Raw genomic sequence first — 24,709 nt, 5'->3', positions numbered from 1 at the left:
AAAGGATGAGTGGGATGAAAGTGAATAAAGCTTTAACAATTGCAGGGTCTGATAGCGGCGGCGGTGCTGGAATTCAGGCAGATTTAAAAACATTCCAAGAGCTTGGTGTATACGGAATGACGGCTATGACGGCAATTACTGCTCAAAACACGCTTGGCGTTCAAGGGGTATATCCTGTTCCGTTAGAAGGTATTACAGAACAGCTGAATTCAATTGGTACGGATTTAACACCAGATGCAGTGAAACTAGGAATGTTATTTAGTAGTGAAATAATTCAAATTGTTGCAGAACAAATTAAAAAATTTGGCTGGAATAATATTGTGCTAGATCCCGTTATGATTGCAAAAGGCGGTGCATCATTATTACAGCAAGAAGCAGTTCAAGCATTAAAAGAATATTTATTACCAGTAGCAACTGTTATAACACCGAATGTCCCAGAAGCAGAAGTGTTAACTGGGATGGAGATTCATAATGTTGAAGATAGTAAGGAAGCTGCAAAAGTATTGCACGAATTAGGTGCTAAATATGTGCTTATGAAGGGCGGACATGCAGAATATCAAGGTAATGAAGTAATTGATTTCCTCTTTGATGGAGAAAAATTTATTGAGTTTAGAAGCGAGCGAATTCCTTCAAAGCAAACGCACGGAAGTGGGTGTACATTTGCTTCAGCGGTTACAGCAGGACTTGCGAAAGGATACTCAATTGAAGATGCTGTTCAAGAAGCAAAACGATTTATTAGTATAGCAATTGAAGAGCCATTGAATATTGGTAGTGGTCATGGACCGACGAATCATTTTGCGTATAAAGTGAATAGAACGCGTGTATAGATAAGTGAAAAGCCAGTTTTATAACTGGCTTTTTTTCTGTTTACTTTTTCAAAATACAGGAGTAATATATCAGCCAGAATATATTTTTTTGTAAACGCTGAGTCCAATTATATGGAGCGGAGGAACCAATTTGTGCAGTGTCACTAGGGGTGAATCTTTCAAATTTGAAAGTAGGGCTACTCTCAAAGCCCGAATCCGACAGCTAACTTCGTAAGCGTCTTGAGAGAGGACGGTGCCATGATGGATACATCACTTCATCGATCTGATTAGTATAGGGGAATATCAATCTATGTTTGATTTCTTTTATACTAAGGAGGATGAGGTACATGGAACTAACACTTATTTGTGTTGGAGAAGAAAGTAAGGTAAATAGTTTAAGAGATCTAGTTGCATTTCAACATGAGTTAGTTATTTTTACAGCAAATGAAGAGGTAGCGGCTGAAGTTAGGAATTGTGGGTTTGATTGGACTTATAGTTGTAGTAAGGAGCAGGATTTTACTAGTATTTGTGAGTGTATTAAGAAGGTCATTTTACTAGGGGATGAGCTTCCAATCGTTAGTTTCTTCACAGAACACATTCGTTTTTTTTTTCAAGCACCTATTACTGTTGTTACAAGGAATAAACGATATCCAGCGAGGCTCTATGAAACAATTGGAGCTAAGTTTGTCGTGTTTACAAATTGTGATAATATTTCTTTTTTATTTTTTGAATAGGGCGGGGGAAGAAATGATGAAGGTACTATTACTTGGAGATATAGCAAATCGTTGGGCAGTATCGGTAGAGCGAGTTCAAGAATTGGTTCAGATTGATCCTCTTTTTCCCGGGCCATATATTATATTACCGTCAAAAGATGCTTTGTATTTAGAGATGGATATTACCGAGTATGAGCAGCTACATGCAGAATTGACACAAGTTTATATTCGTGGGAGAAATTTACGTGCATTTTTAAGAGGAGAATAAAGGTTGAATAAAAAAGAGCGAATGCTGAGTGCAACAGGCTATGCACTTCATGTCATTCGCTCTTTTTATTTCATATTTAAAAGGTCATTTTTAAGAAAAGAAAAGAGAAATAAAGAAAATAGATGAAATAATAGTAATAATCTTCAATGTAAGCGTTTAAATGAATGTAAATATTATTATTTTCAGCAATTTACCCCTTTACAAGTGAAATATAGAGGAGTATATTTACTCTCATAAATCATTCATAAAATTTCCAAAAAAACCTAAAATCGCTGAGTTCCAGAAATGGAGCGGGGGAACCAATTTTGTGCATCGTCACTTGGGGTGAATCTTTCAGTTTTGAAAGTAGGGCTACTCTTTAGGCCCGAATCCGACAGCTAACCTCGTAAGCGTTTAGAGAGGAGGTTTACTTTTTGTTGTTCATTTTTTGAACACTGAGTAGAGCTCAGTGTTCTTTTTTAATATTTTGATGGTAAATTTTTACAAAAAAGAAGAGAGGGATAGTTATGTTAGATGTTGTAATGGTCGGGATTTTTATTTTATTAGTTGCATCGATGGCAAGTCTTGCAAGTTGGTCAGATAAAGTTGTGAAAGAAGGAAAGCAATCATGATGATTGTCTTATCGGTTATTGTCGCAGCAATTACAGTGTATTTAGTGTATGCATTATTAAATCCAGAGAAGTTTTAATTAGGGGGAATCATTCATTATGATTTGGGTTGCAGTCATTATTACAATGCTCTTGTTTATTTTAGTAGCAAAGCCAACGGGGATTTATTTAGAAAAAGCTTTTCAAGGTAGCAAAACGTTAGATAAAGTATTCGGGCCTTTTGAAAAACTTATTTTTAAAATTACGGGTGTAAAAGCATACAATCAAACGTGGAAACAGTACGCATTATCATTAGTTTTATTAAATGGATTTATGATCGTTGTCGTATACTTCATTTTCAGATTACAAGGTGTGCTGCCACTAAATCCAGCGCATATTGAAGGGATGGAGCCTACGCTCGCTTTTAATACAGCAATTAGTTTTATGGCTGATACAAACTTACAGCATTATAGCGGTGAAAATGGTTTATCTTATTTATCACAATTAATCGGAATTACATTTTTAATGTTTGCGGCACCAGCAACGACATTAGCGCTCGTTATGGCTTTTATAAGAGGACTTGCTGGAAAAGAACTTGGTAACTTTTTCGTTGATTTTACGAGAGCGTTAACGAGAGTGTTTCTTCCTATCGCATTTATTGCGGCACTAGTTTTTGTCGCACTTGGTGTACCACAAACGTTAGATGGGGCGGTTACAGCACAAACGATTGAAGGTGCAAAGCAAAGTATTTTACGTGGACCTGTTGCATCATTCGTTTCCATTAAGGAACTTGGAAATAACGGCGGTGGATTTTTCGGAGCAAACTCTACGCATCCTTTCGAAAATCCAGGACAAATGAGTAATATTTTGCAAATGATGCTTATGATGTTATTACCAACAGCACTTCCATTTACGTACGGACGAATGGTCGGAAATAAAAAACAAGGCCGCATCCTTTTCGTGTCACTTTTTATGGTGTTTTTACTAGGATTTATAACGATTACGACATCTGAACTAAACGGGAATCCGGCATTAAATGGAATGGGTATCGAACATGTACAAGGAAGTACAGAAGGGAAAGAAGTACGATTTGGAACAGTATTTTCTTCACTATACGCAACAGTAACGACAGCTGCTGAAACTGGTGCTGTTAATACAATGCATGATACGTTAACACCAATTGGCGGTCTAGTTCCACTTGTAAATATGATGTTAAATACAGTGTATGGCGGAGTTGGAGCAGGCTTTGTAAATATTATTATGTATGCAATTATCGCGGTGTTTATATCTGGGTTAATGGTTGGACGGACACCAGAGTTTTTAGGTAAAAAGATTGAAGGTAAGGAAATGAAATTAATCGCGGTCACGATTTTATTTCATCCATTGCTCATTTTAGGATTTTCGGCATTAGCTCTTTCAACAAATTTAGGGACGGATGCTATTTCTCATTCTGGTTTCCACGGTTTAACGCAAGTTGTATATGAGTATACATCGTCAGCTGCGAATAACGGATCTGGATTTGAAGGATTAGGAGATAATACACCGTTTTGGAATATTACGACTGGTTTAGTTATGTTTTTAGGACGCTACTTTAGTTTAATTACGATGCTAGCTGTGGCAGCTTCGCTGAAAGAAAAAACGGTAGTGCCAGAAACAGTCGGAACGTTCCGCACAGATAATAGTTTATTTGGTGGTATCTTCATCGGAACAATTGTAATTGTCGGTGCATTAACATTCTTCCCGATGTTAGTACTCGGACCAATTGCAGAATTTCTTACATTGAAGTAATGGAGGGTAAATGATGAGACCGGTAGTAGTAAAAGAAAAACAATTAAATAAGTCACAAATACATGCTGTAGAAGATGAAGTTAGACAAGCGAAAACGATGGATCGTGATATCGTAACACATGCGATGAAGCAATCCATTGCGAAATTGAATCCGAAAGTCATGATAAAGAATCCGATTATGTTCGTTGTGGAAATTGGATTCATCATTACGTTCATTTTATCTTTTCTTCCAAGTAGTTCTAGTAGTATACCAGGTTGGTTTAATATAACAGTTTCTCTCATTCTATTATTTACAGTTTTATTTGCGAATTTTGCAGAAGCATTAGCAGAAGGTCGTGGTAAAGCGCAAGCCGATTCTTTAAAGCAGTCGAAGAAAGATGTGTTTGCAAATGTTGTAAAAGAAAATGGAGACATTGTCCAAGTTTCAGCAACTAATCTTACAAAAGGTGACGTTGTTATCGTAAAACAAGGAGAAATGATTCCGAATGATGGCGAAGTAATCAAAGGATTAGCATCTGTAGATGAATCTGCAATTACAGGGGAATCAGCTCCTGTTATAAAAGAAGCAGGCGGTGATTTTTGTTCCGTAACAGGTGGAACGATGGTCGTAAGTGATGAAATTACAATTGTCATTACGAGTAATCCTGGTGAATCATTTATAGACAAAATGATTTCTTTAGTAGAAGGAGCTGCTCGTCAAAAAACGCCGAATGAGATTGCTTTAAATACAGTATTAACGAGCTTAACTCTTATTTTCTTGATCGTCGTTGTGACGTTGCCGATTTTTACAAATTATTTAGGGTTTCAAATTGATACTGCTGTGCTAGTTGCATTATTAGTTTGTTTAATTCCAACGACAATTGGTGGTTTGCTATCAGCGATTGGTATTGCTGGGATGGACCGGGTGACAAAATTTAACGTGTTAGCGATGTCAGGGAAAGCAGTAGAAGCTGCGGGCGATATTAATACAATTATTTTAGATAAAACGGGTACAATTACTTTTGGAAACCGGATGGCTCATACATTATTGCCTGTAGGAAATGAAACGATTGAGCAAGTTGGAAAGTGGGCCGCTATTAGTTCTGTTTTAGATGAAACACCAGAAGGTCGATCTGTTATCGAGTATGTGCAGGGAAAATCTATATCATATAATAGAGAACTTGCAGAACAAGGTGAGTTTGTTCCGTTTAAAGCAGAAACGAGAATGAGTGGTGTTGATTTACAAGACGGAACGAAAGTGAGAAAAGGTGCTGTAGGTGCCGTTATTGAATGGGTTGAGTCACAAGGCGGAACAATTCCGAAAGATGTAAATCAAAAAGCAGACTTAATTTCAAAAGAGGGCGGAACACCACTTGTAGTTGCAGTAGATAATCGTATTTACGGTTTAATTTATTTAAAGGATACAGTAAAACCGGGTATGCGTGAGCGTTTTGAACAGTTGCGCCAAATGGGGATTAAAACGGTTATGTGTACAGGTGATAATCCGTTAACAGCAGCAACCATTGCAAAAGAAGCTGGAGTAGATGAATTCGTTGCCGAGTGTAAACCGGAAGATAAAATTGCGGTTATTAAAGCAGAGCAAGATAAAGGGAAACTTGTAGCGATGACAGGTGATGGTACAAATGATGCTCCGGCATTAGCACAGGCTGACGTTGGATTAGCGATGAATAGTGGTACGACAGCAGCGAAAGAAGCGGCGAACATGATTGATTTAGACTCGAATCCGACGAAAATTATTGAGGTTGTAGGAATTGGTAAGCAATTGTTAATGACCCGAGGTGCGTTAACGACGTTTAGTATTGCGAATGATATAGCGAAATATTTTGCGATTATTCCAGCGATGTTTACACTTGCGATTCCGCAAATGGAAGCATTGAACATTATGAAATTAACATCACCACTGTCAGCGATTTTATCAGCATTAATATTTAACGCTGTTATTATTCCATTACTCATTCCGTTAGCGATGAAAGGTATTGCATATAAACCGATGAGTTCTAATGCATTGCTTAGCCGAAACTTACTTATTTATGGGCTTGGCGGAGTTATCGTTCCGTTCATTGGAATTAAAGTAATTGATATAATTGTCGGCTTGTTCATATAAGGAAGAGGGGAAAAAGATGGAAAAGAAACAAAGTATACTATCACCAATTATCCGTATTACTTTTACATTTCTAGTGTTGTGTGGACTTGTATACCCACTTATTGTTACTGGTATTGCACAAGCAGTGATGAAGGATAATGCGGATGGAAGTCTAATATATAATGATAAAAATGAAGTGATTGGTTCTAAATTAATCGGGCAAAACTTCACGGATCCACGTTATTTTCAAGGGCGTGTTTCTAGTATTGAATATAAGGCAGAAGCATCTGGTTCAAATAACTATGCACCATCTAATCCAGATTTAGAGAAACGAGTAGAGAAAAGTATTGAAGAGTGGAAGAAACAAAATCCGAGCGTTCCAGTTACAGAAGTACCGATTGATTTAGTGACAAATTCAGGTTCAGGGCTTGATCCTGACATTAGTCCGAAGGCAGCTTCTGTGCAGGTAGATCGCATCTCGAAATTAACAAATATTCCGAAAGAAACGCTAGATCAATTGATTAAAGATCAAACGGAAGGTGCGGCACTTGGCTTATTTGGAGAAAATCGAGTGAATGTCTTAAAGCTAAATTTAGCATTACAAAAATTAATGAAATAGTAACAGTGCTACCTCAATCTAACGGATTGAGGTAGCGTTGTTTCGAATGAAAGGTAGTGTTTATTTTGTATGCGGATGATTATGAACCGAAGTTTCAAAGGCGAACGCCAGAGGAATATTTAGAATATATTCGGCAACAAAATCGGGGAAAGTTAAAGTTATATGTAGGAGCAGCTCCAGGCGTAGGAAAAAGTTATAAAATGCTCTTTGATGCAAGGGAAATGAAAAAAGATGGAATTGATATTGTAATTGGTTTAATTGAAACGCATGGAAGAAAAGAGACGGAAGAAGCAATTGCTGATTTAGAAAAAGTTCCTTTGAAAGAAATACAGTATAAAGGAAAGGTATTTTATGAGCTTGATGTGGAAGGAATAAAAAAACGCGCGCCGCAAGTAGTCGTAGTGGATGAACTTGCGCATAGTAATGTTCCTGGTTCTAAATATAAGAAACGTTATATGGATGTGCAGGAATTGTTAGAGGCTGGTATATCGGTATTATCAGCTTTTAATATTCAACATTTAGAAAGTGTTCATGATATTGTAGCTCAAATTACGAATGTAAAAGTAAGAGAACGAATTCCAGATTTTATTTTACAAAAAGCAAATGAAATTCAGCTCGTTGATGCAACACCGGAAGTACTTCGGAAGAGGTTAATAGACGGAAAGATATATAAAGAAGAAAAAATTCAGCAAAGCTTACAAAATTTCTTTACGCTTAATAATTTAGGAGCACTCAGGGAATTATCGCTTCGTGAAGTCGCTGACGATATGGACGAAAAGATTAGTCAAACAGTGATAGAACCAATCGGAGTGAAAGAAAAAATTCTCGTTTGTGTACAATACAGTTCAACAGCGGAGAAATTAATAAGACGGGGATGGCGCATGGCTGATCGGTTAAATGCTGAATTGTATGTATTAAATGTTGAAAGAGAAAATATAGACTCTCTTTCAGCTGGTAAAAAACAAACAATTGAAGAGTGGAAGACGCTCACGAATCAATTTGATGCAAGTTTTGTATTAGAAGAAGCAAGAGGGAGAAAGCCAGCGGATGTTATTATTGAGGTTGCGAAAAGATTACAAGTAACGCAAATTTTACTTGGGCAATCGGCAAGAACTCGTTGGGAAGAAATACGAAAAGGTTCGATTGTAAATGAGATTATGAGGCAAACGAGGTATATTGATATTCATATTGTTGCGGATCAAAGAGGATAAATAGAGCCGACCTTTTTGGGGGCTCTATTTTGCTTTTTGTACAGAATGAAAACTTAGCATTTTCATTGCATATAAGATTACAAGTAAAAACATAATTGCGCCTAGGAAGAAAATCCAAAAGTAATTTTGGTTAAATAAAAGAAATCCACCTATAAGTGGCCCTGTGCCCATACCAAGATAGCGGATGAAGTTGTACATACCGATAGCTGTTGCACGTTCTTGCACGAATTCTTCTGTTAATAAAGTAGTGTGAGTTGGCATAGAAAGTCCCATACTAAAACCGTACAAAGATGTAACGATAATGATGAATGGGATATTGATGCTATATGTGAAAGAGAATAAAACGACACATATAATATTGAAGAAACTCGTAATAAATAAAGTTTGCTTTGTTGTGAGGCGTTTTTGCAAAAACTTGTAGCAAAAACTTCCTAGCATGATAGAAAGAGACATTGGTACAAACATAAGACCAATTTCATTTGCAGCTTGATGAAATGAATTTGCTAAAATGCTCGGTAAAAAAACGAGAAAGCAAAAGTAAATACAAAATTGAATGAAGCCAATAAGAGTAATAGAAAATCCAGTTTTATTTTTTAAGATAAGAGAGTAATTCTTTTGTGCTTTAGACTGCTTAATTACATTCGGCTTTGTTTCTGGAAGTAGTGAAATGTTTATAATTAATAAGATAATGCCAAGTGTAGATAAAAAGAGAAATACAGATAAGTGACCATTTATACTGCCAAGAAATCCACCTATGAGAGGAGCCATTGTAGGTGCGAGGGCAAGTAACATTTGGTATAGGCTCATCGCTTCTCCGCGTTCTTTTCCTTCAAATAAATCGCCGATAATCGTTGCTGAAACTACAGGTATAGCCGCTATTCCTATAGCTTGAACAGCTCTAAAAAAGAGAAATAAATAAATGTTTGCCGAAAAAGCACATCCGATTGAACCAATTGTACTAATGACTAAACTAGGGATAAGGACAGATTTTCTCCCTTTTGTATCAATTAAAGGTCCATATACGAGCTGCATAATTGCAAGAATGAATGTGAAAAGTGAAACTGTTACATTTACAAGATAAAGAGAAGTGTGAAAAGAATTTTGAATCATCGGTAAGATAGGTGTGTAAATATTTTGAGCGAAGGAACCGAGTAAGGCACTAATACAGACAACATATAAAATGAAAGTTAGTTTAGATTTTTTCATCTTGTTAACCTCCTTGTATTTTAGTTTCCTCGGAAACTAAATTTATTTTAACATGATTTTCTCCCTTGTAAAGATGAAAAAATAATTTTAAAATGGTATATAGTTAAATTGTTTCTTCGGAAACTTAGGAGGCGAACGGATTGAAGCATACAACGAAGCAAATGGAAATACTGTCGGACATTCGTACACTTTTGCATAAAAAAGAAGAACATTTAAAACGACAAAACGAGAAGTTTCTTTATGAGACAGGTGTAAGTAGTATGTCTTTATCTGAGTTACATGTAATCGAATGTATCGGAAAAAATGGTTTGATGAATGTAACGGCAATTACGACAGAAATGGGCATGACGAAGGGAGCAATCTCTAAAATTTGTACGAAGTTGTTTCAAAAGCAATTCGTTGAGAAGATGCAAATGTTAGATAATCAAAAAGAAATCTTCTTTCGCTTAACGGAAAGCGGCAATGAAATATATAAAGCTCATGAAAAATTGCATAAGCAAGCTGAAGAAAAGTGGTTGTTACTTTTAGATGGATATACGAAAGAAGAGCAAGACTTTATTCAAAGGTTTATAAAGGATGTCTCCGATCATTTGGAAATATAATTGGAAGAAAAAACTCCTTTTTCTCAAGTCTTTTAAATATAATTTCTGAAAGAACTCATATATAATAGAAAAAGATACTTAACATGGTGAATAATTAAAGAGTCAATATATATAGAGGAGAGAGTAACATGCTTGAAAATACGGGGTTAGTATTAGAAGGCGGCGGTATGCGTGGTGTATATACGGGTGGGATATTAGAATACTTTATGGAACAAGGTTTATATTTTCCATATGTAATCGGTGTATCAGCTGGTGCTTGTCATGCAGCGTCGTATCTTTCCAGACAAAGAAATAGAAATAAAACGGTCAATATTGATTATGCATCACATCCGAAATATTTGTCGTATAAAAACTTATGGAGAAAACGTCAGCTATTTGATATGGATTTCATTTTTCATGAAATTCCAGAAAAGCATGTTCCGTTTGATTTTGAAACATACTTTAATAGCCCAGAACGTTTCCTTGTAGGAACGACGGATTGTGAAACAGGACAATCTGTTTATTTTGAGAAAGAAGGAACGAATGATGATGCACTAAATTTATTACAAGCGTCTAGTTCATTGCCTTTCATTGCACCAGTAGTAAATTATCGTGGTAAGCAGTTATTAGATGGCGGGATTTCTGATCCAATTCCAGTTCGTAAGGCACAGGAAGATGGATTTAAAAAATCAGTCGTTATTTTAACGAGAAATCATGGTTACGCGAAGAAAAAATCAAAATTCGGATGGATTGCAGGAAAAGCTTATAAAAAATATCCGAATCTTGTTAACACGATGTTGAATCGTTATGAAGTGTATAATGAAACACTTCACTATATTGAAAAAGAAGAGCAAGCTGGTAATTTATTTGTTATTCGCCCAGAAGTGCCGCTTCAAGTAGATCGTATGGAAAAAGATACAGCAAAACTACAAAATTTATACGAGCAAGGCTATGAAGATGCAAAGAGACAGTTTGCAGATTTGCAGGCGTTTTTGCAAAAATAATAATTAGGCTGTGGAGATGGAGTTCTCTGCAGTCTTTTTTATTATTGGTTTCAATACCGAATGTTGGTTATACACGCTTTTAGGTTATGGTATAATATGGATGAAAGTATGTAGAGAGGTGATACATATGGAAAATGTATATAAAGGACTTGGACATACTGGATTTATCATGATGCTTATTTTTGGTGGTGTATTTTTACTTCGCTGGTTTATTCATGATGAAATATTATTAGATCAACTTATTGGTTTTAGTGTGGGCATAGTAATGGTTATTTCATCAGTGTTCATTCAAAAGTATAGTAAAGAATTACAGGTAGAAGAGAAGTATTAAAAGGTTATAAGCTCCTTCATATTTTGGAGGTGCCTTTATAGTTTGAATGATTGTTATAAAAGAAAAGTAGAGCATCGGATTTCGATGCTCTACTTTTTTAATGTGGTAAGAAAATCAATTGATAAGCGAACAAGATGCCGAATACATACACAAGTGGGTGAACAGCACGGAATTTACCTTTTGCTACTTTCATAAGTGGGTATGAAATAAATCCAAGTGCGATACCTGTTGCGATACTTGATGTAAGTGGCATGCTTAAGATTACTAAAAATGCTGGGAATGCTTCATCAAATGCGTCCCAATCGATGTGGCGAACTGAACCCATCATAAGACTACCAACGATAATTAATGATGGTGCAGTAATAGCTGATACACCAGAAACAGCACTTACTAATGGGCCGAAGAATGCTGTTAGTGCGAATAGAACAGCTACTGTAACAGTTGTTAAACCAGTACGACCACCAGCTGCAACACCAGCAGATGATTCAATGTAAGCTGTTGATGGTGTTGTTCCGAACATAGAACCAATAGTTGCTGAGAATGAGTCAGATAGAAGAGCTCGTCCTGCTTTTGGAAGCTTTCCGTCTTTCATAAATCCACCTTGTTGTGCAACGCCAAGTAATGTACCTGTTGTATCGAATAGTGTAACAAGGAAGAATGAGAATACAACGCCATATAATCCGTAGTTAATTACGTCAGATACAGCAGTAATTGGATTTGAAACGATAATTCCTTCTGGTAATCCAGGCATTGATGTAACACCGTTTGAGAATGTTAACTGTCCTGTGAAGAAAGCGATAATACCAGTTAATAGCATACCGATAAATAGTGCGCCATTTACATTTAAAGACATAAGAACAATAGTAATTCCAAGTCCAGCTAGTGCTAGTAGAACTGGAGCAGAGTGAAGATCACCAAGTCCAACTAAGTTTGCATCATTTTTTGTAACGATACCTGTTAAACGTAAACCGATAAAGGCGATGAAAAGACCGATACCAGCAGTAATTGCATGTTTTAAGTTTTCAGGAATTGCTTCCATTAATTTTGTACGGAAAGATGTAAATGATAGCAAAATTAAAATCATACCTGCTACGAATACAGCAGAGAATGCAATTGCGAAAGTCATGCCTTCATGTGCTTTTACAACAGAGTAAGAGAAGTAAGCATTTAATCCCATACCTGGCGCGATTGCGATTGGTAAGTTTGTAAAGATTGCCATAAATAATGTTCCGACAACAGCAGCAATAATTGTTGCTGTAAATGCTTGTTCAAATGGAACACCTGCATCTCCAAGGATAACAGGGTTTACGACAATGATATATGCCATTGTTAAGAAGGTAATAATACCTGCCATAATTTCAGTTTTAATAGAAGTTTTATGTTTTGAAAGGTTAAACATATAAACATCCTTTCTGTTTACGAATAATTTTCACAACAGTTATATATAATATTCGTTTTTTAACTATTTTGCAATAGTTTTGCATAAAAAGTTTATAACAATTCATATTTTGTGTCTTAAATTCGAATATTAATCGTAAACCAATGTGTGAATTTCAGCTTTTTATTGTGCACATGCTAAGAAAAAGGAGTTGAAAGTAGCTATGCCACAGCAAAAAAACTTTGTAACAATGCCAGCGCAACATCAAAATAAACAGCCGGGGATTGAATCATTAATGAATCCACTTCCGCAGTTTGAAGATCCAAATTATAAAGGAAGTGAAAAGTTAAAAGGAAAGAATGTGTTAATTACGGGAGGAGATAGCGGAATTGGACGCGCAGTTTCCATCGCTTTTGCAAAAGAGGGAGCAAATGTTGCGATTGCTTATTTAGATGAGGAAGAAGATGCTAATGAGACGAAGCAATATGTTGAGAAAGAAGGTGTAAAGTGTGTATTGTTGCCGGGTGATTTAAGTGATGAACAGCATTGTAAAGATGTTGTTCAAGAGACCGTCCAGCAGCTAGGTAGTTTACAGGTTTTAGTAAATAATGTCGCGCAGCAATATCCGCAGCAAGGACTAGAGTATATTACAGCAGAACAGCTAGAAAAGACTTTTCGTATTAATATTTTTTCTTATTTTCACGTTGCGAAAGCCGCACTTTCTCATTTAAAGCAAGGGGATGTTATTATAAATACCGCGTCTATCGTTGCATACGAAGGAAATGAAACTTTAATTGATTATTCCGCAACGAAAGGAGCAATCGTAGCTTTTACAAGATCACTTTCACAATCGTTAGTGCAAAAAGGGATTCGTGTAAATGGTGTTGCACCAGGACCGATTTGGACACCACTTATTCCATCGAGCTTTGATGAGAAGAAAGTCTCTCAGTTTGGGAGCAATGTCCCTATGCAAAGACCTGGTCAACCATATGAATTAGCGCCGGCATACGTATACTTAGCGTCTGGCGATTCATCTTATGTTACTGGACAAATGATACATGTAAATGGGGGCGTTATTGTAAATGGATAGTTTTCATTTATAAGAGCAAAGTAATGTTAATTCCACTTATTATAGTGAGCGCTAGGGGGGATATAGCTGAAAAAGTTATGTTTCGTCATACTATTATTTTTCATCCTACCAGTTAGTGCTTTTGCTAATACAGATCATTTAATATTAGTGAATCTTACGACAAATCAATTGTCTTTTTTTGAGAATGGAAATTATACAAAAACATTTCTAGTAACGACTGGAAGAGATCGTACACCTACGCCTGAAGGTAATTTTTGTATTATAACTAAATTTAAAAATAAAGAATACCATCGAAAAAAAATACCTGGGGGTGCACCGAATAACCCTCTCGGTACGAGGTGGCTTGGACTAGATAAGAATGAATATGCGATTCACGGGACGAACCGGGAATGGACGATTGGAAGTAGGGAATCAAATGGCTGTATTCGCATGCATGACAGGGATATACAATGGTTATATGACCGAGTACAATTACAAACAAAAGTAATCATTTCTCGTTTTCATACGAGCCCCGAATATGAAGCGAATAAGCTTGGTTATCGCGTTGTGAGCTGGAATGGTCGAAAAATAGAAAAAGAACAAATTGGAGTACTTACGTTAGTAGACCGCGCGGATATATATTGGCAAGAACCAAATGGACAGTTAACGAAAGTAAAAACTGTATTGCCAAATGAAAGATATCCGGTGTACTCAGAACGAAAAGATGGAATATATTATATAGGAAACAATTCGTATATTATAGATGAAACAGGAGAGAAAGTTCGTTACGAGCAAATTCCTTCTTCAATTTTAAGTAATATATATAAACGGAAATACAATGTTCCGTAATGGCTACCGTATTATAGACGGTAGCTTATTTATACTTGGAGTTTAACTGCAACTATTGTATTTTGCTGAATATAATACAGTACAGATAGGGGGCGGTTATATTATGAAAAGTGAATTTGCGTTTAAAGTTTTCTTAGTAACGACCTGTTTATTTATCGTGTATTTATATGCGTTTCTCGTCTTTTCTTTTTATGTTCCATATGTTGATTTAATATTGTTCTTCGGATTTATTTGGGCGTTTGTGAAAGCGAGGGAAGGAGAGAAGAGTATATATCGGCGCATTACCCTATGCGGGACGGCCGTTCTCGTTATTTTGTACTTTTTTATTATGCATGATTTTTGGAGAGGGATGTAAAAAAGCATACGATGAATCGTATGCTTTTTATGTTTAATATTTAGGCTTAAATGTATGACAACAAGTCTCTACACTCGTTGCTACAGAACTTTCTAGCGTCTCGTTTGTTAAAACAGCAGCTGTATATGAATCATTTTCAGTTTGACCAGTTTCATCTGCATCAGGCTGAACGATGATCGCACTTGCTTGACAAAAGTTACCTTGTCCCCAAAAAGAACAGTTGGAAACAGAACATCTTACTTCTGGCATAAAACCCCCTCCTTATACATTAGTGTGGGATTTTACGCCCATTTCATGTGTAGAAGGAGTTTCCTTTTCTCGTTACTTTTTCGTTTGCTCAAGCCATTCTTTTAATTTGTCTTTCGGCTGTTCACCACTAATACGGCTCACTTCTTTGCCATCTTTAAAATGAATGATTGTTGGTGTACCTTGAATTTTATATTCATCCCAAGGAGCATCTAATTTTTCAATATCCATAACTTTCATATCAACGTTCAAGTCTTTAGCCATTGGCACTACGACAGGAGATAATTTTTGGCAATGAACGCAAGAGGTTTGATAAAAGTATACTGTTTCTTCTTTTTTCTCTTTTAAATTCTTTTGAAGATCTGAAAGAGAGATTTTATTTGTGTAGTAGTCAGGACCATCTGTTTGACTACCAGTAGCACTTCCTCCTTCCATTTTTTGGCTGGTAGTAGTTTTTTCTTCCATTTGTGTTACAGCGAAAATTGCCGCAAACAAGGCGATAATAATACCACCAAATATGAGCATTTTTTTCATTCTTTCATCTCCTTATTTGTTTTTGATGACAATAAAGCTACAAACAGCGATTGTAATAAAGCCGATAAGTGCTAAAAACGGGATTGTCACAAAGCCGAACCAGTTTATGTATTCTCCCGTACATGGTACACGTCCACAAGCTGCCCCAGCAGCTGAAAATGCTGCGACTTTTTGAATTGCATAGTGATATAAAGAAATACAAGCACCAATAGTTGCGATTGGTAAAGAATAATTTGCGATGCGATAGTCTTTCTTTGCCACAGCGATACCGAGCCATAAAACGAATGGATACATAAAAATACGTTGATACCAACAAAGAACACAAGGCTCAAATTTCATGATTTCGGAAAAGTACAGACTTCCTAGTGTAGCGATAAAAGAAGCTCCCCATGCGGTAAGTAAAGCATATTCTTGCTTTTTTTCTCGTCCCATATTTTATACCTCTCTTATAATAGTTACATACTAAATTATAGTATGAAGTGGTATGGAAAAGAAAGAAAAAATATGTTTATCAATAAAAGTTTTATAAGGAGAAACTTTTATTGATATAAATATTTTAAAAAAGCGCCATTCTCCGGAAGAGAATAGCGCTATAGTTTACATTTGAATTTGTTCTACTTCTTCTACATGAGACTTTTGGGATGCGTGGTCAATATATTGAAATAGGAGCTGCAATTGTTTATCAACTTCTGGGAGTTCTTTACTGTATTGATAAGCGTGTAAAAAATGCTCAATACGCTTAGAAAATAATTGATCGTTCGTTTGAACCATGAGAACGAGTAATTTATCCCAATTACAGCAATACGTGTAATAGAGAGCTTTATCATAGTCGTTATATGTTTGCACTGTGTACCCTCCTTACCGAGAGTTATATATAGTGTGTGATAAGTAAGGAGAAATACACTTGAAAGAATTTGTTAAGAAAAAAAGTGAATGAAAAGAAAAAACGAGGAGTTTCCTCGTTTTTTAAGCTTTTGGCATTGGCGTAGGTGTTGGTTTACCATAGCCTTCTTTGTATTTATTATCGATATAGTTACGAATTTCAAGCGTTGATTTTCCTTTTTGTTTCATGGAAGCAGATTCAACTGCGATTTCTAGGCAATTGACGCAAGTCGTTGCGTGGGAGTCCCAAACAACTTCACCATTCTTTTTAATTTCACGAATAAAGCAGTTTTTATTATTTTTATGTCCTACACTTTCACCGCAACCACAATAGCATGGAATCCAATCTAATAGCTCTGCATTTTGTCCAGCGACAGTGTAGATATCTTTCATTTGTGGATCAAGCTTATCTAGGAAGGTAGGAAGTGTGTCGACTCCTTTTGTTTTCTCTTGAATGTCAGCTTGCTGAGTGTGCGATGCGTGGTCATGTTCTTCTTTTTTTGATTCAGAAGATTTTTGGTCATTTGTACCAGTACTTCCGCATCCAGCAAGAATTAAGCTTAGTACTGCAAGTAAAGAAAATACATACTTTTTCATTCGCTTGTCCCCTTTACAAATGTATTAATCAAATTGTATCAGAGATTACGGTGTATCGGTTGAAGATTTTTTTGACTGATTTTTGAAGCGCCATCTTAGCGAATGGAATAGAAATAAAATTGGGATATAAGCGTATACAATATATAAACCCGCTTGAGATAGTACGGTATTTAATGTGTTGATACTTTCACGGTTTGTGAAAAGTAGAGAAGCTGAAAATATGATGAAAATAAAAAACGGTAATGTAAATTTAAATGAAATATGAAAGGAACGCTTCATCGTTTGACATGATGACCAAATGGTTAAGCAAAGGTTTGGTAAAATAATTAAAAACCAAACGAAAATAATAATATATTCAAAGCGCTGAATAAAAGGAACTTTAATTATTTTTAACATCGTTAAAGTAGGCCAAATAGTACGGTTTAATTGACCCTCACTATAATACATAAAAGATACGATAGCTAAAACTACATAAATTAAGGTGCTAAAAGCAATTCCAGCATGGGCCCATCGCTTTAAAAATTTTCCTTTTTCAATAAAGGGATAAAAGATAAGAATTGTTTCAAACCCTAGAAATTCCAATGCAGAGTGTTTTGCAGATATAAGCATGTCAAAAGGTGAATGTGTAAAAATTGGTAAAATATTACGGAAATGAGCATATTTCATTGGATAGATTAAAAAGAATACAACGAAAATAGGAAGAACAATACCCCAAAAACATATCCCTGTCACAGAACGGAAGCCACCTTTTATAATGTAGTAAGTGACTAACAAAAACATAAGCGTAAGTTTCCATAACTTAATGGTAGGGAAAATCCAAACTTGTATCACTTCCATATATGTACGAAGAACAGTAAGGCAAAATAATAAGCAATAAAGAGTGAAAATTACAGAAAATATAGAGCCAAACCACTTTCCAAAGGTTGTTGTATGGATACTAATTAAATCTCCGTCTTTTTCAAGCATTTTTAACATACAAAACAGCACAATATGAGTTGCAATTCCCGCAATAATAAGAGAAATCCAGGCATCATAACCAGCGTTTTTTAAAATTACACGTTGATATCCGAGAATTCCTATACCAATCTGGAGAGAATGCAATAAAATAAATGCAAAATATGGAGAGACTGTCTTTGTTTTATTCATTGTATTCATTGCTTATTTCACCTCACTATTCTCCGATTCCAGATTGTACAATATTAAGATCTAAATTTATATCTACCGCTATATTTTTATACATATTTCGAATTTGTTTTATATTCCATTTTCTCGTATGGCTTCTAATTTCATCTCGTATTCCTAAAGGATCAATTTCCTTTTCTTGAAATTGTTTTATTAAATCTTCACAGTCTTTTTCGACATTTCGTTCAATTTGTTTTTTTATATAGTTGATATTTGTTTTTTTTCTTAGATCAATCCAATTAGGAGAGTTTTTAATTAATCCATTTAATTTTAAATGGATTTTTACTTTTGGTATGTCGCCAGTTTGATCTATATCATACTTATTTTCCCCAGCTAAGTTTTGTATAACAACCATACCTTTATGTTTATCCTTTGTTATCGCTGCTTCGTAACGTCCATTTTTCGTAGGGTTAATAAGTAATTTTGCTAAAACAGAATGTCTTTTATCCGTATACATGACGACTTTATCGCCTTTTAAAAAGGCAAGTCCTTTGACAGCGACAGAATGATTATCGTCCATTTTAATATAAGGAACATAGGCATCACATACAGAAGAGTAATAATTATATAAAAAAATGTTTAATTCAGTTTGTGGAATGTTCTCATTTCTTATATTTTGCTCGAGTAAATCAGCAATATATAAAGACCCATTTTTTTTTCCGTAATTTAAAAGCTCTTCAGCCGATCCATCTACAATTGCTAGTTGTACATCACGCCCGATATTTGGGTCACGTTGTAAGTTAGTAATAATCTCTCCCATTCCGCGTTCCCCTAGAGCCTTTCCAAATAGGACGACACGCATTTGACCTACAACAACATTGTGAGGAGATTTCGCATTTAATCGTGAAGCAATTGTTTCAAGTGAACGGGCAGATGTTGTTTGCGTCTCTGGTTTAGACTTTACACCATGTGTGTACTCTGGGAATAGAATAGTTCCTTGGAATTTTTTGTTTTTTGTGATGTCAAATCCAGCAATATGAATAATACGCTGTGCATCCACTATATACGTTTGTGTACAGCCAGTTTGTAAAACGAAGAAGATAATGATAAGGTGCAATAAAAATTTTTTCATTCATTCTCACCATCACGTTTTTGCTTCGATTTGTTTGGATTGTAGCGCCATTTTGATTTTGGTCTAAGAAAAGAAGGTCTTTGTGCCGTTTGACTAAATGGTAATCGAAGAAAACCTTCTGCTGTACCTAAACCACGAAATGGATATAAAGGTAATAAATAAGGTGATCCAAGTGATTTTAATTTAATTAAATGAGCTAAAATAAATACAAATCCGACAATAAGGCCTAATCCTCCGAATGCACCGGCTAAAAGAATAAGAGGAAAGCGTAACAACCGGATAGTAGAAGACATCTTTACAGTCGGTGTTGTGAAAGATGCAAGAGCGGATAAAGCAACTGCAATTAATAAAATTGTACTTGTCAAAGCCGCTTCAACAGATGCTTGGCCAATTACAATCCCCCCAACAATCCCAATCGTTTGTCCAACTTTTGTCGGTAAACGCGCTCCCGCTTCACGAAGCAATTCGATTGTAATTTCTAAAAAGAGTGCTTCTAGAATAGGAGGGAAAGGTACGTTAGCTCTCGAGAAAATAATAGGACCTAGTAAATCGGCAGGAATCATTTGATAATGATATGTTAAAGCCGCTGTATAAATAGCGGAGGAAAACAGAGAAAATATAGCTCCGAAAAAACGAATAATACGAAAGAACGATCCAATCATCCACGGTAAATAATAATCTTCTGGTGAAATGAAAAAATCCAGTAACGTTGTTGGTCCTGATAAAGCATATGGAGAGCCATCTGTTAAAATTAAAACTTCCCCGTTAATTAACGCAAATACAGCTCGATCTAATCGCTCTGTAGGTAATAAAACAGGAAAAGGTGAATTGCTATTATCACTAATAAATTGCTCAATCATAGTTGAATCAAATGGGACATCAAAGTCAATGTCTTCTAGCCGTTGTATTGCGGTGTTGATGAATTGTTCATTTGTAATTCCTTCTATATAAGCAACTGCTACTTTCGTTTTTGATATAGATCCGACGGTAACTTCTTTAAAAATGAGTTGCTCCGTTACGATATTTCGGCGTAATAAGTGGATATTTGTATCAAGGTTTTCAACGAAACCGATTTTAGGCCCGATTACGCTATACTCATTTTCTGTATCGTTATATAATCGTTTTCCTAAAACAGTACTTTCGGCACGAATTAAAGCATATTGATCAGGATTCGAATTGTTTTTTAATCGTATTAAAATATATCCACCTAATAATTTTTCACGAATATCATCAATAGAAGGGGAGGTAATAATGTCTTCAATAGAGATGATATTACATAAATCAGAGATGTTTTGGATTTGTTCCGATTCCTTTTTTATAGGAGTTAAAATGAATTGTTTAATAATAAGTGCTTCCACGACAGATTTATAATAAAACAAGCACAACGTTTCATCTTTAAGTATGTTATAAGAGACAAAATCGCTTGATTCTTTCATGGTTTGTATAAATTCTGGAATAGAACAAAGTGTTTTTGTATTAGTCTTTTTTGATTTCTTAGATGATAAACCGAACATTTTCTCACCCCTAACTTACATCATTTACTTGTGTTAGTTTTTGGGAAAGACGGGAATTTATACTTAAAAATTGAAAGTTCATAAAGAAAAGGAAGAGTGGTGAATGGCTCTTCCTTTTTAGCATTTTAATTTGTTTTTTGTTCTTTAATAGACTTCACTAATTTCATCATTTCCGCTCGTATATCTTCTTTTTTTACATTTAATTTTTCGGCAATTTGTTTAATGTCCATTCCATCTTTTTTCATTTTTAATACATCGTCAAGAGGGGTATTGCTTTTTTGAGAGATGATTGTTAACACAGTAAGATGACGCAATTTGATGTTATATTCTTTCATTTTTTGCTTTAGCTGATCCGGTGTGGATTTTTGCATAGTTGCTAACTGTTGTAGCAGTGCTTGCTTTGTTTCTTTATTCATATGATGCTTTTTCAGCTTACTTGGATCTACACCGAAATGCTCGGCTGTTTTCTCCCAAGATTTATTTTGCTTATAGTAAGCTAAAACATCTTTTATTCCTTTATTACTAATTCTTGCAATATGAGCAGCTTTCCAAATTTCATGTTTGTTATAGCCGATTTTTTCTAGCGATTGCATTTCTTCTTCTGAAATTGGTTTATGGTGATGCATTGTTACTGCTTTTGGCGTGGCAGCGGATGTAGGGAAGGTGGATATCCCGCATAATAATGCTGCCATAGTCATACAAACAGCGATTTTTTTGTACATGTAAACTCCTCCTAGATGGATAATGTAGAAAACTGTACACATATCATTTCCATAAAATGTGAAATACTTGTGAACAAGTTAAGTTTTTTTATTCACAGCATAGAATGACGTTTTTAGAAGTTTTCCAACATAAAACATTGATTAATAGTAAAAAACTAAGGTATAATCGAAATTGAAAATCAATATCAATACTAACGATAAACTTATACATATAGATAAAAATAAGGGAGAGATAAATATGACTACATATACTTCCATCGCTAATGTGATTAAAGAAAGACGCTCTGTTCGTACATTTACAGACAAAGCAGTAGAAAAAGATTTATTAATTGAACTATTAAATGATGCAACATGGGCACCTAATCATAAGCACCGTGAACCATGGAATTGTAAACTATACATCGGAGAAGGCCGCAAGAAATTAGTAGATGCAGTATTAAATTCTTTCACAGAAGAAGAAAGAGCGAAACGCGGTAAAATTTTATCAGATCGTTTCTTAAGCACGCCTGCACAAATCGTTGTATATATAAATGAAGATCCGCGTCAAATTCAACGTGATGAAGATTACGCTGCAACATGTGCATTTATGCAAAACTTCCAACTTCTTGCTTGGGAACGTGGATTAGGTTGCGTTTGGAAATCAGGCGGATTAAACTACAATCCATTATTTATAGAAGGAATCGGTTTAACAAGAGGCCAACGTATCGTTGGAATTCTTCATATCGGCTATTTCGATAAAGCGCCAGAAGGAAAAGCTCGTACTCCGATTACGGAGAAGATGGAGATTATTGAAGGTTAATAGATGAGACATTCTCGTTTTTGCGGGGGTGTCTTTTTATTATGCAATCAATCCTCATGAAAGCTTGTTTTTCATCATACACTTTCTTAAGGGAAAGTGTAAGGAGGGAAAATAATGAGAGCAAGTGACGATAAAGCACTGCAATATGCGATTGCGGAAATTACGGAAATTGCGACTGGATTTGGGCTTGATTTTTATCCAATGCGTTATGAAATATGTCCAGCGGAAATTATTTATACATTTGGTGCATATGGGATGCCGACAAGGTTTTCACATTGGAGTTTTGGAAAACAATTTTTCAGAATGAAATTACAATACGATTTGGGACTTAGTAAAATATACGAACTCGTTATTAACTCTGATCCATGTTACGCCTTTTTATTAGATACGAACTCTTTAATTCAAAACAAATTAATTGTAGCGCACGTTTTAGCACACTGTGATTTCTTCAAAAATAATATTCGTTTTTCAAATACGAAGCGAGATATGGTAGAGAGTATGGCGGCAACAGCGGACCGTGTGAAAGCGTATGAGCATAAGTACGGAAAAGCAGAGGTAGAAACATTTTTAGATGCCGTACTTGCCATTCAAGAGCATATTGATCCGTCGCTTATGCGTCCGAAGCTCGCATGGAGTATTGATGATTTAGAAGAGGACGAAGTAGAAAAGAAAAAGGTATCACAATACGATGACTTATGGAATTTAGATAACCGAAATAAAAAACAAGAACGCTCTAATATACGTAAAAAGAAGAAAATCCCGCCGCAACCAGAGAAAGATTTACTCCTCTTTATTGAAGAATATAGCCGTGAGCTAGAAGATTGGCAGCGTGATATATTAACGATGATGCGTGAGGAAATGTTATATTTTTGGCCGCAGCTTGAAACGAAAATCATGAACGAAGGCTGGGCGTCCTATTGGCATCAACGCATACTTCGTGAAATGGACTTAACATCTGATGAAGCAATTGAATTTGCGAAATTAAATGCGGGTGTTGTACAGCCATCAAAAACAAGCATTAACCCATACTACCTTGGGATTAAAATGTTTGAAGATATTGAAGACCGTTACAACAACCCAACAGAAGAAATGAAACGACGAGGCGTAAAACCAGGATCTGGCCGTGATAAAATGTTTGAAGTACGCGAAATTGAATGGGACGTATCGTTCCTAAGAAACTACTTAAATAAAGATCTTGTTATGCGAGAAGATATGTACTTATTCCAGCGCCAAGGAAAAGAATATAAAGTAATAGATAAAGAATGGGAGAATGTGCGTGATCAACTCGTAAATATGCGGACAAATGGTGGGTTCCCGTACTTAGTAGTAGAAGATGGAGACTACTTAAAGAACGGAGAATTATACATTAAACATAGTTACGAAGGAATCGAGCTCGATTTAAAATACTTAGAAAAAGTATTACCATATCTTCATCAGCTATGGGGAAGAACGGTGCATATGGAGTCCATCGTGGAGAGTAAGGGCGTTGTGTTTTCTTATGATGGGAAGATGGTGCACCGGAAGTATGTGTGAGGGGAAGAACGGACATAGGATACTGTGTCCGTTCTTTTTATTTGGAACCAAGTTAAATATGCTATTCTTGAAAAAAGGGAGTTATATAGAGAAATGGAGCGATTAAAATGAGCAAAGTAGGGGTATGTAAGGTTGATATTACGCCGCCTGTAGGTATTGATTTTGTCGGATATCATAGAGAGACAGGCATAAATAATGTTGAAGAGCGTATTTATGGGACAGTTTTTGTATTTGAAAAAGATGAAATGAAAACGAATCCATTTTGAAAAATATGAATCAAAGTGGATTCGTTTTTTGTTTACCAGACAGGTCGTATATTTGATGATAATTTCTCTGTATTTTCTTTAGTAACGAATGTTGTTAAATCCTCTTTCAGCATTTGCATTCGTTCTGTACCTATGTTTTCAATCCATCGCTGTTCTATTTCAGCTACTATTTCTTCTTTTGCTCTCATTACTGACAAACCACGTTCGGTTAAAACGATGATTTTACCTCTTTTATCAGTAGGATGTGTTTTGCGTGTAACGTAGCCATTACTCTCAAGAGAATCCACCATTTTACTTACAGCTTGTTTGGAAATCCCCAAATACTCAGCTAGCTCTATACCAGTTGCCCCATTAGGAAGGATGCGTTTGAACATAAAACCATGTGCTGGCCTAATATCTTCAAATCCTAATTCACTTAATTTGTCATGTAGCTCAGTGATTAATGTGCTAAATGATAATGATAAAAGCGATGTAAGATCTAACTCGTTGAATGTTTGATCCATGTATATAACCT

30 protein-coding genes, 1 pseudogene and 2 riboswitches are annotated in these 24,709 nt (G+C 35.6%); of the genes and pseudogenes, 19 read left to right on the top strand and 12 right to left on the bottom strand.

The features are described 5' to 3' along the window. Positions 1 to 14: 14 nt before the first annotated feature. The 10 genes from thiD (at position 15) to kdpDN (ending at position 8,075) form a co-directional block, all read left to right on the top strand. Positions 15 to 827, top strand: coding sequence for a bifunctional hydroxymethylpyrimidine kinase/phosphomethylpyrimidine kinase (gene thiD, locus AC1Q51_RS15055; protein ID WP_090978436.1), 813 nt, complete (start codon positions 15 to 17; stop codon positions 825 to 827). An 85-nt stretch (positions 828 to 912) separates the two neighbouring features. After that, positions 913 to 1,060: riboswitch (cyclic di-AMP (ydaO/yuaA leader) on the top strand. 93 nt (positions 1,061 to 1,153) lie between these two features. Then, on the top strand, positions 1,154 to 1,540 hold the full coding sequence (locus AC1Q51_RS15050) for a hypothetical protein (RefSeq protein ID WP_139213332.1): 387 nt from the start codon (positions 1,154 to 1,156) through the stop codon (positions 1,538 to 1,540). Between the two features lie 13 nt (positions 1,541 to 1,553). Then, the gene (locus AC1Q51_RS15045; RefSeq protein ID WP_002025339.1) at positions 1,554 to 1,787 is read left to right on the top strand and encodes a hypothetical protein; all 234 of its coding nucleotides are present in this window, start codon (positions 1,554 to 1,556) and stop codon (positions 1,785 to 1,787) included. A 3-nt stretch (positions 1,788 to 1,790) separates the two neighbouring features. After that, positions 1,791 to 1,913, top strand: a complete 123-nt coding sequence (locus tag AC1Q51_RS15040) for a hypothetical protein (RefSeq protein WP_001034419.1) — start codon at positions 1,791 to 1,793, stop codon at positions 1,911 to 1,913. Between the two features lie 134 nt (positions 1,914 to 2,047). Beyond that, positions 2,048 to 2,193: riboswitch (cyclic di-AMP (ydaO/yuaA leader) on the top strand. 100 nt (positions 2,194 to 2,293) lie between these two features. Further along, a complete protein-coding gene (locus tag AC1Q51_RS15035) occupies positions 2,294 to 2,398 on the top strand; it encodes a SipW-dependent-type signal peptide-containing protein (RefSeq protein WP_000887894.1) in 105 nt (34 codons plus the stop codon). Beyond that, a complete protein-coding gene (kdpF, locus tag AC1Q51_RS15030) occupies positions 2,395 to 2,475 on the top strand; it encodes a K(+)-transporting ATPase subunit F (RefSeq protein ID WP_000973728.1) in 81 nt (26 codons plus the stop codon). The genes AC1Q51_RS15035 and kdpF overlap by 4 nt, the downstream gene beginning before the upstream one ends. A gap of 19 nt (positions 2,476 to 2,494) precedes the next feature. Next, a complete protein-coding gene (gene kdpA, locus AC1Q51_RS15025) occupies positions 2,495 to 4,162 on the top strand; it encodes a potassium-transporting ATPase subunit KdpA (RefSeq protein ID WP_000638330.1) in 1,668 nt (555 codons plus the stop codon). A 13-nt stretch (positions 4,163 to 4,175) separates the two neighbouring features. Further along, positions 4,176 to 6,266 carry a potassium-transporting ATPase subunit KdpB gene (kdpB, locus tag AC1Q51_RS15020; protein WP_492331582.1) on the top strand — a complete coding sequence of 697 codons (2,091 nt, stop codon included), beginning with the start codon at positions 4,176 to 4,178 and terminating at the stop codon, positions 6,264 to 6,266. A 16-nt stretch (positions 6,267 to 6,282) separates the two neighbouring features. Beyond that, positions 6,283 to 6,864 carry a K(+)-transporting ATPase subunit C gene (gene kdpC / locus AC1Q51_RS15015; protein ID WP_079245080.1) on the top strand — a complete coding sequence of 194 codons (582 nt, stop codon included), beginning with the start codon at positions 6,283 to 6,285 and terminating at the stop codon, positions 6,862 to 6,864. 56 nt (positions 6,865 to 6,920) lie between these two features. Continuing rightward, positions 6,921 to 8,075, top strand: coding sequence for a KdpD-like non-kinase potassium sensor (gene kdpDN, locus AC1Q51_RS15010; RefSeq protein WP_072939968.1), 1,155 nt, complete (start codon positions 6,921 to 6,923; stop codon positions 8,073 to 8,075). A 24-nt stretch (positions 8,076 to 8,099) separates the two neighbouring features. On the opposite strand, the gene AC1Q51_RS15005 is transcribed toward kdpDN, so the two are convergent. Beyond that, positions 8,100 to 9,281 (bottom strand): MFS transporter, encoded by a 1,182-nt coding sequence (locus tag AC1Q51_RS15005; RefSeq protein WP_375363107.1) that lies wholly within the window; start codon positions 9,279 to 9,281, stop codon positions 8,100 to 8,102. Positions 9,282 to 9,421: 140 nt separating this feature from the next. Between AC1Q51_RS15005 and AC1Q51_RS15000 the strand changes: the two genes are divergently transcribed. From AC1Q51_RS15000 to AC1Q51_RS14990, 3 genes are all read left to right on the top strand, one after another. Beyond that, entirely contained in the window at positions 9,422 to 9,883 is a 462-nt protein-coding gene (locus tag AC1Q51_RS15000) for a MarR family transcriptional regulator (RefSeq protein WP_000683328.1), read from the top strand. A gap of 128 nt (positions 9,884 to 10,011) precedes the next feature. Continuing rightward, positions 10,012 to 10,866: a patatin-like phospholipase family protein gene (locus AC1Q51_RS14995; protein WP_110497856.1), complete on the top strand. Its 855-nt coding sequence runs from the start codon at positions 10,012 to 10,014 to the stop codon at positions 10,864 to 10,866. A gap of 127 nt (positions 10,867 to 10,993) precedes the next feature. Further along, positions 10,994 to 11,197 carry a hypothetical protein gene (locus tag AC1Q51_RS14990; RefSeq protein ID WP_090978450.1) on the top strand — a complete coding sequence of 68 codons (204 nt, stop codon included), beginning with the start codon at positions 10,994 to 10,996 and terminating at the stop codon, positions 11,195 to 11,197. A gap of 97 nt (positions 11,198 to 11,294) precedes the next feature. Here the strand turns inward: AC1Q51_RS14990 and AC1Q51_RS14985 are convergent, their stop codons facing one another. Further along, on the bottom strand, positions 11,295 to 12,596 hold the full coding sequence (locus AC1Q51_RS14985) for an NCS2 family permease (protein ID WP_000482717.1): 1,302 nt from the start codon (positions 12,594 to 12,596) through the stop codon (positions 11,295 to 11,297). A 202-nt stretch (positions 12,597 to 12,798) separates the two neighbouring features. Between AC1Q51_RS14985 and AC1Q51_RS14980 the strand changes: the two genes are divergently transcribed. The 3 genes from AC1Q51_RS14980 (at position 12,799) to AC1Q51_RS14970 (ending at position 14,848) form a co-directional block, all read left to right on the top strand. Further along, positions 12,799 to 13,665 (top strand): SDR family oxidoreductase, encoded by an 867-nt coding sequence (locus AC1Q51_RS14980; protein WP_001136286.1) that lies wholly within the window; start codon positions 12,799 to 12,801, stop codon positions 13,663 to 13,665. 66 nt (positions 13,666 to 13,731) lie between these two features. After that, positions 13,732 to 14,493: a L,D-transpeptidase gene (locus AC1Q51_RS14975; protein WP_090978452.1), complete on the top strand. Its 762-nt coding sequence runs from the start codon at positions 13,732 to 13,734 to the stop codon at positions 14,491 to 14,493. Between the two features lie 103 nt (positions 14,494 to 14,596). Beyond that, the gene (locus tag AC1Q51_RS14970) at positions 14,597 to 14,848 is read left to right on the top strand and encodes a hypothetical protein (protein ID WP_000834195.1); all 252 of its coding nucleotides are present in this window, start codon (positions 14,597 to 14,599) and stop codon (positions 14,846 to 14,848) included. A gap of 33 nt (positions 14,849 to 14,881) precedes the next feature. On the opposite strand, the gene AC1Q51_RS14965 is transcribed toward AC1Q51_RS14970, so the two are convergent. The 9 genes from AC1Q51_RS14965 to AC1Q51_RS14925 all read right to left on the bottom strand — a co-directional run bounded on the left by AC1Q51_RS14965 (position 14,882) and on the right by AC1Q51_RS14925 (position 21,597). Then, positions 14,882 to 15,097, bottom strand: a complete 216-nt coding sequence (locus tag AC1Q51_RS14965; protein ID WP_001115481.1) for a DUF1540 domain-containing protein — start codon at positions 15,095 to 15,097, stop codon at positions 14,882 to 14,884. A 72-nt stretch (positions 15,098 to 15,169) separates the two neighbouring features. Beyond that, a complete protein-coding gene (locus AC1Q51_RS14960; protein ID WP_090978455.1) occupies positions 15,170 to 15,628 on the bottom strand; it encodes a thioredoxin family protein in 459 nt (152 codons plus the stop codon). A gap of 12 nt (positions 15,629 to 15,640) precedes the next feature. Next, positions 15,641 to 16,060 (bottom strand): disulfide formation protein C, encoded by a 420-nt coding sequence (locus AC1Q51_RS14955; RefSeq protein WP_000532261.1) that lies wholly within the window; start codon positions 16,058 to 16,060, stop codon positions 15,641 to 15,643. A 165-nt stretch (positions 16,061 to 16,225) separates the two neighbouring features. After that, the gene (locus AC1Q51_RS14950) at positions 16,226 to 16,474 is read right to left on the bottom strand and encodes a YhdB family protein (protein WP_001195459.1); all 249 of its coding nucleotides are present in this window, start codon (positions 16,472 to 16,474) and stop codon (positions 16,226 to 16,228) included. A 120-nt stretch (positions 16,475 to 16,594) separates the two neighbouring features. Beyond that, entirely contained in the window at positions 16,595 to 17,107 is a 513-nt protein-coding gene (locus AC1Q51_RS14945; RefSeq protein WP_000761026.1) for a PCYCGC domain-containing protein, read from the bottom strand. Between the two features lie 45 nt (positions 17,108 to 17,152). Next, the gene (locus AC1Q51_RS14940; RefSeq protein ID WP_110497862.1) at positions 17,153 to 18,262 is read right to left on the bottom strand and encodes a GerAB/ArcD/ProY family transporter; all 1,110 of its coding nucleotides are present in this window, start codon (positions 18,260 to 18,262) and stop codon (positions 17,153 to 17,155) included. Positions 18,263 to 18,278: 16 nt separating this feature from the next. Next, positions 18,279 to 19,361, bottom strand: coding sequence for a Ger(x)C family spore germination protein (locus AC1Q51_RS14935; RefSeq protein WP_492331581.1), 1,083 nt, complete (start codon positions 19,359 to 19,361; stop codon positions 18,279 to 18,281). Then, entirely contained in the window at positions 19,358 to 20,875 is a 1,518-nt protein-coding gene (locus tag AC1Q51_RS14930; RefSeq protein ID WP_072939951.1) for a spore germination protein, read from the bottom strand. Before AC1Q51_RS14930 ends, AC1Q51_RS14935 begins: the two co-directional genes overlap by 4 nt. Before the next feature lie 125 nt (positions 20,876 to 21,000). After that, a complete protein-coding gene (locus AC1Q51_RS14925) occupies positions 21,001 to 21,597 on the bottom strand; it encodes a hypothetical protein (protein WP_492331580.1) in 597 nt (198 codons plus the stop codon). Between the two features lie 238 nt (positions 21,598 to 21,835). On the opposite strand from AC1Q51_RS14925, the gene AC1Q51_RS14920 reads away from it, so the two are divergent. From AC1Q51_RS14920 to AC1Q51_RS14910, 3 genes and pseudogenes are all read left to right on the top strand, one after another. Beyond that, positions 21,836 to 22,396 (top strand): nitroreductase family protein, encoded by a 561-nt coding sequence (locus AC1Q51_RS14920; RefSeq protein WP_000214819.1) that lies wholly within the window; start codon positions 21,836 to 21,838, stop codon positions 22,394 to 22,396. A 114-nt stretch (positions 22,397 to 22,510) separates the two neighbouring features. Then, positions 22,511 to 23,929, top strand: coding sequence for a stage V sporulation protein SpoVR (gene spoVR, locus AC1Q51_RS14915; protein ID WP_110497866.1), 1,419 nt, complete (start codon positions 22,511 to 22,513; stop codon positions 23,927 to 23,929). 107 nt (positions 23,930 to 24,036) lie between these two features. Continuing rightward, positions 24,037 to 24,183, top strand: a pseudogene (locus AC1Q51_RS14910) (neutral/alkaline non-lysosomal ceramidase N-terminal domain-containing protein); the annotation flags it as partial. Positions 24,184 to 24,227: 44 nt separating this feature from the next. Here the strand turns inward: AC1Q51_RS14910 and AC1Q51_RS14905 are convergent. Beyond that, the gene (locus AC1Q51_RS14905; RefSeq protein ID WP_000372892.1) at positions 24,228 to 24,698 is read right to left on the bottom strand and encodes a MarR family winged helix-turn-helix transcriptional regulator; all 471 of its coding nucleotides are present in this window, start codon (positions 24,696 to 24,698) and stop codon (positions 24,228 to 24,230) included. Positions 24,699 to 24,709 lie beyond the last annotated feature (11 nt).

This window comes from Bacillus sp. MT94 (assembly GCF_058792475.1).
This window is presented reverse-complemented; position numbering and strand designations above follow the sequence as displayed.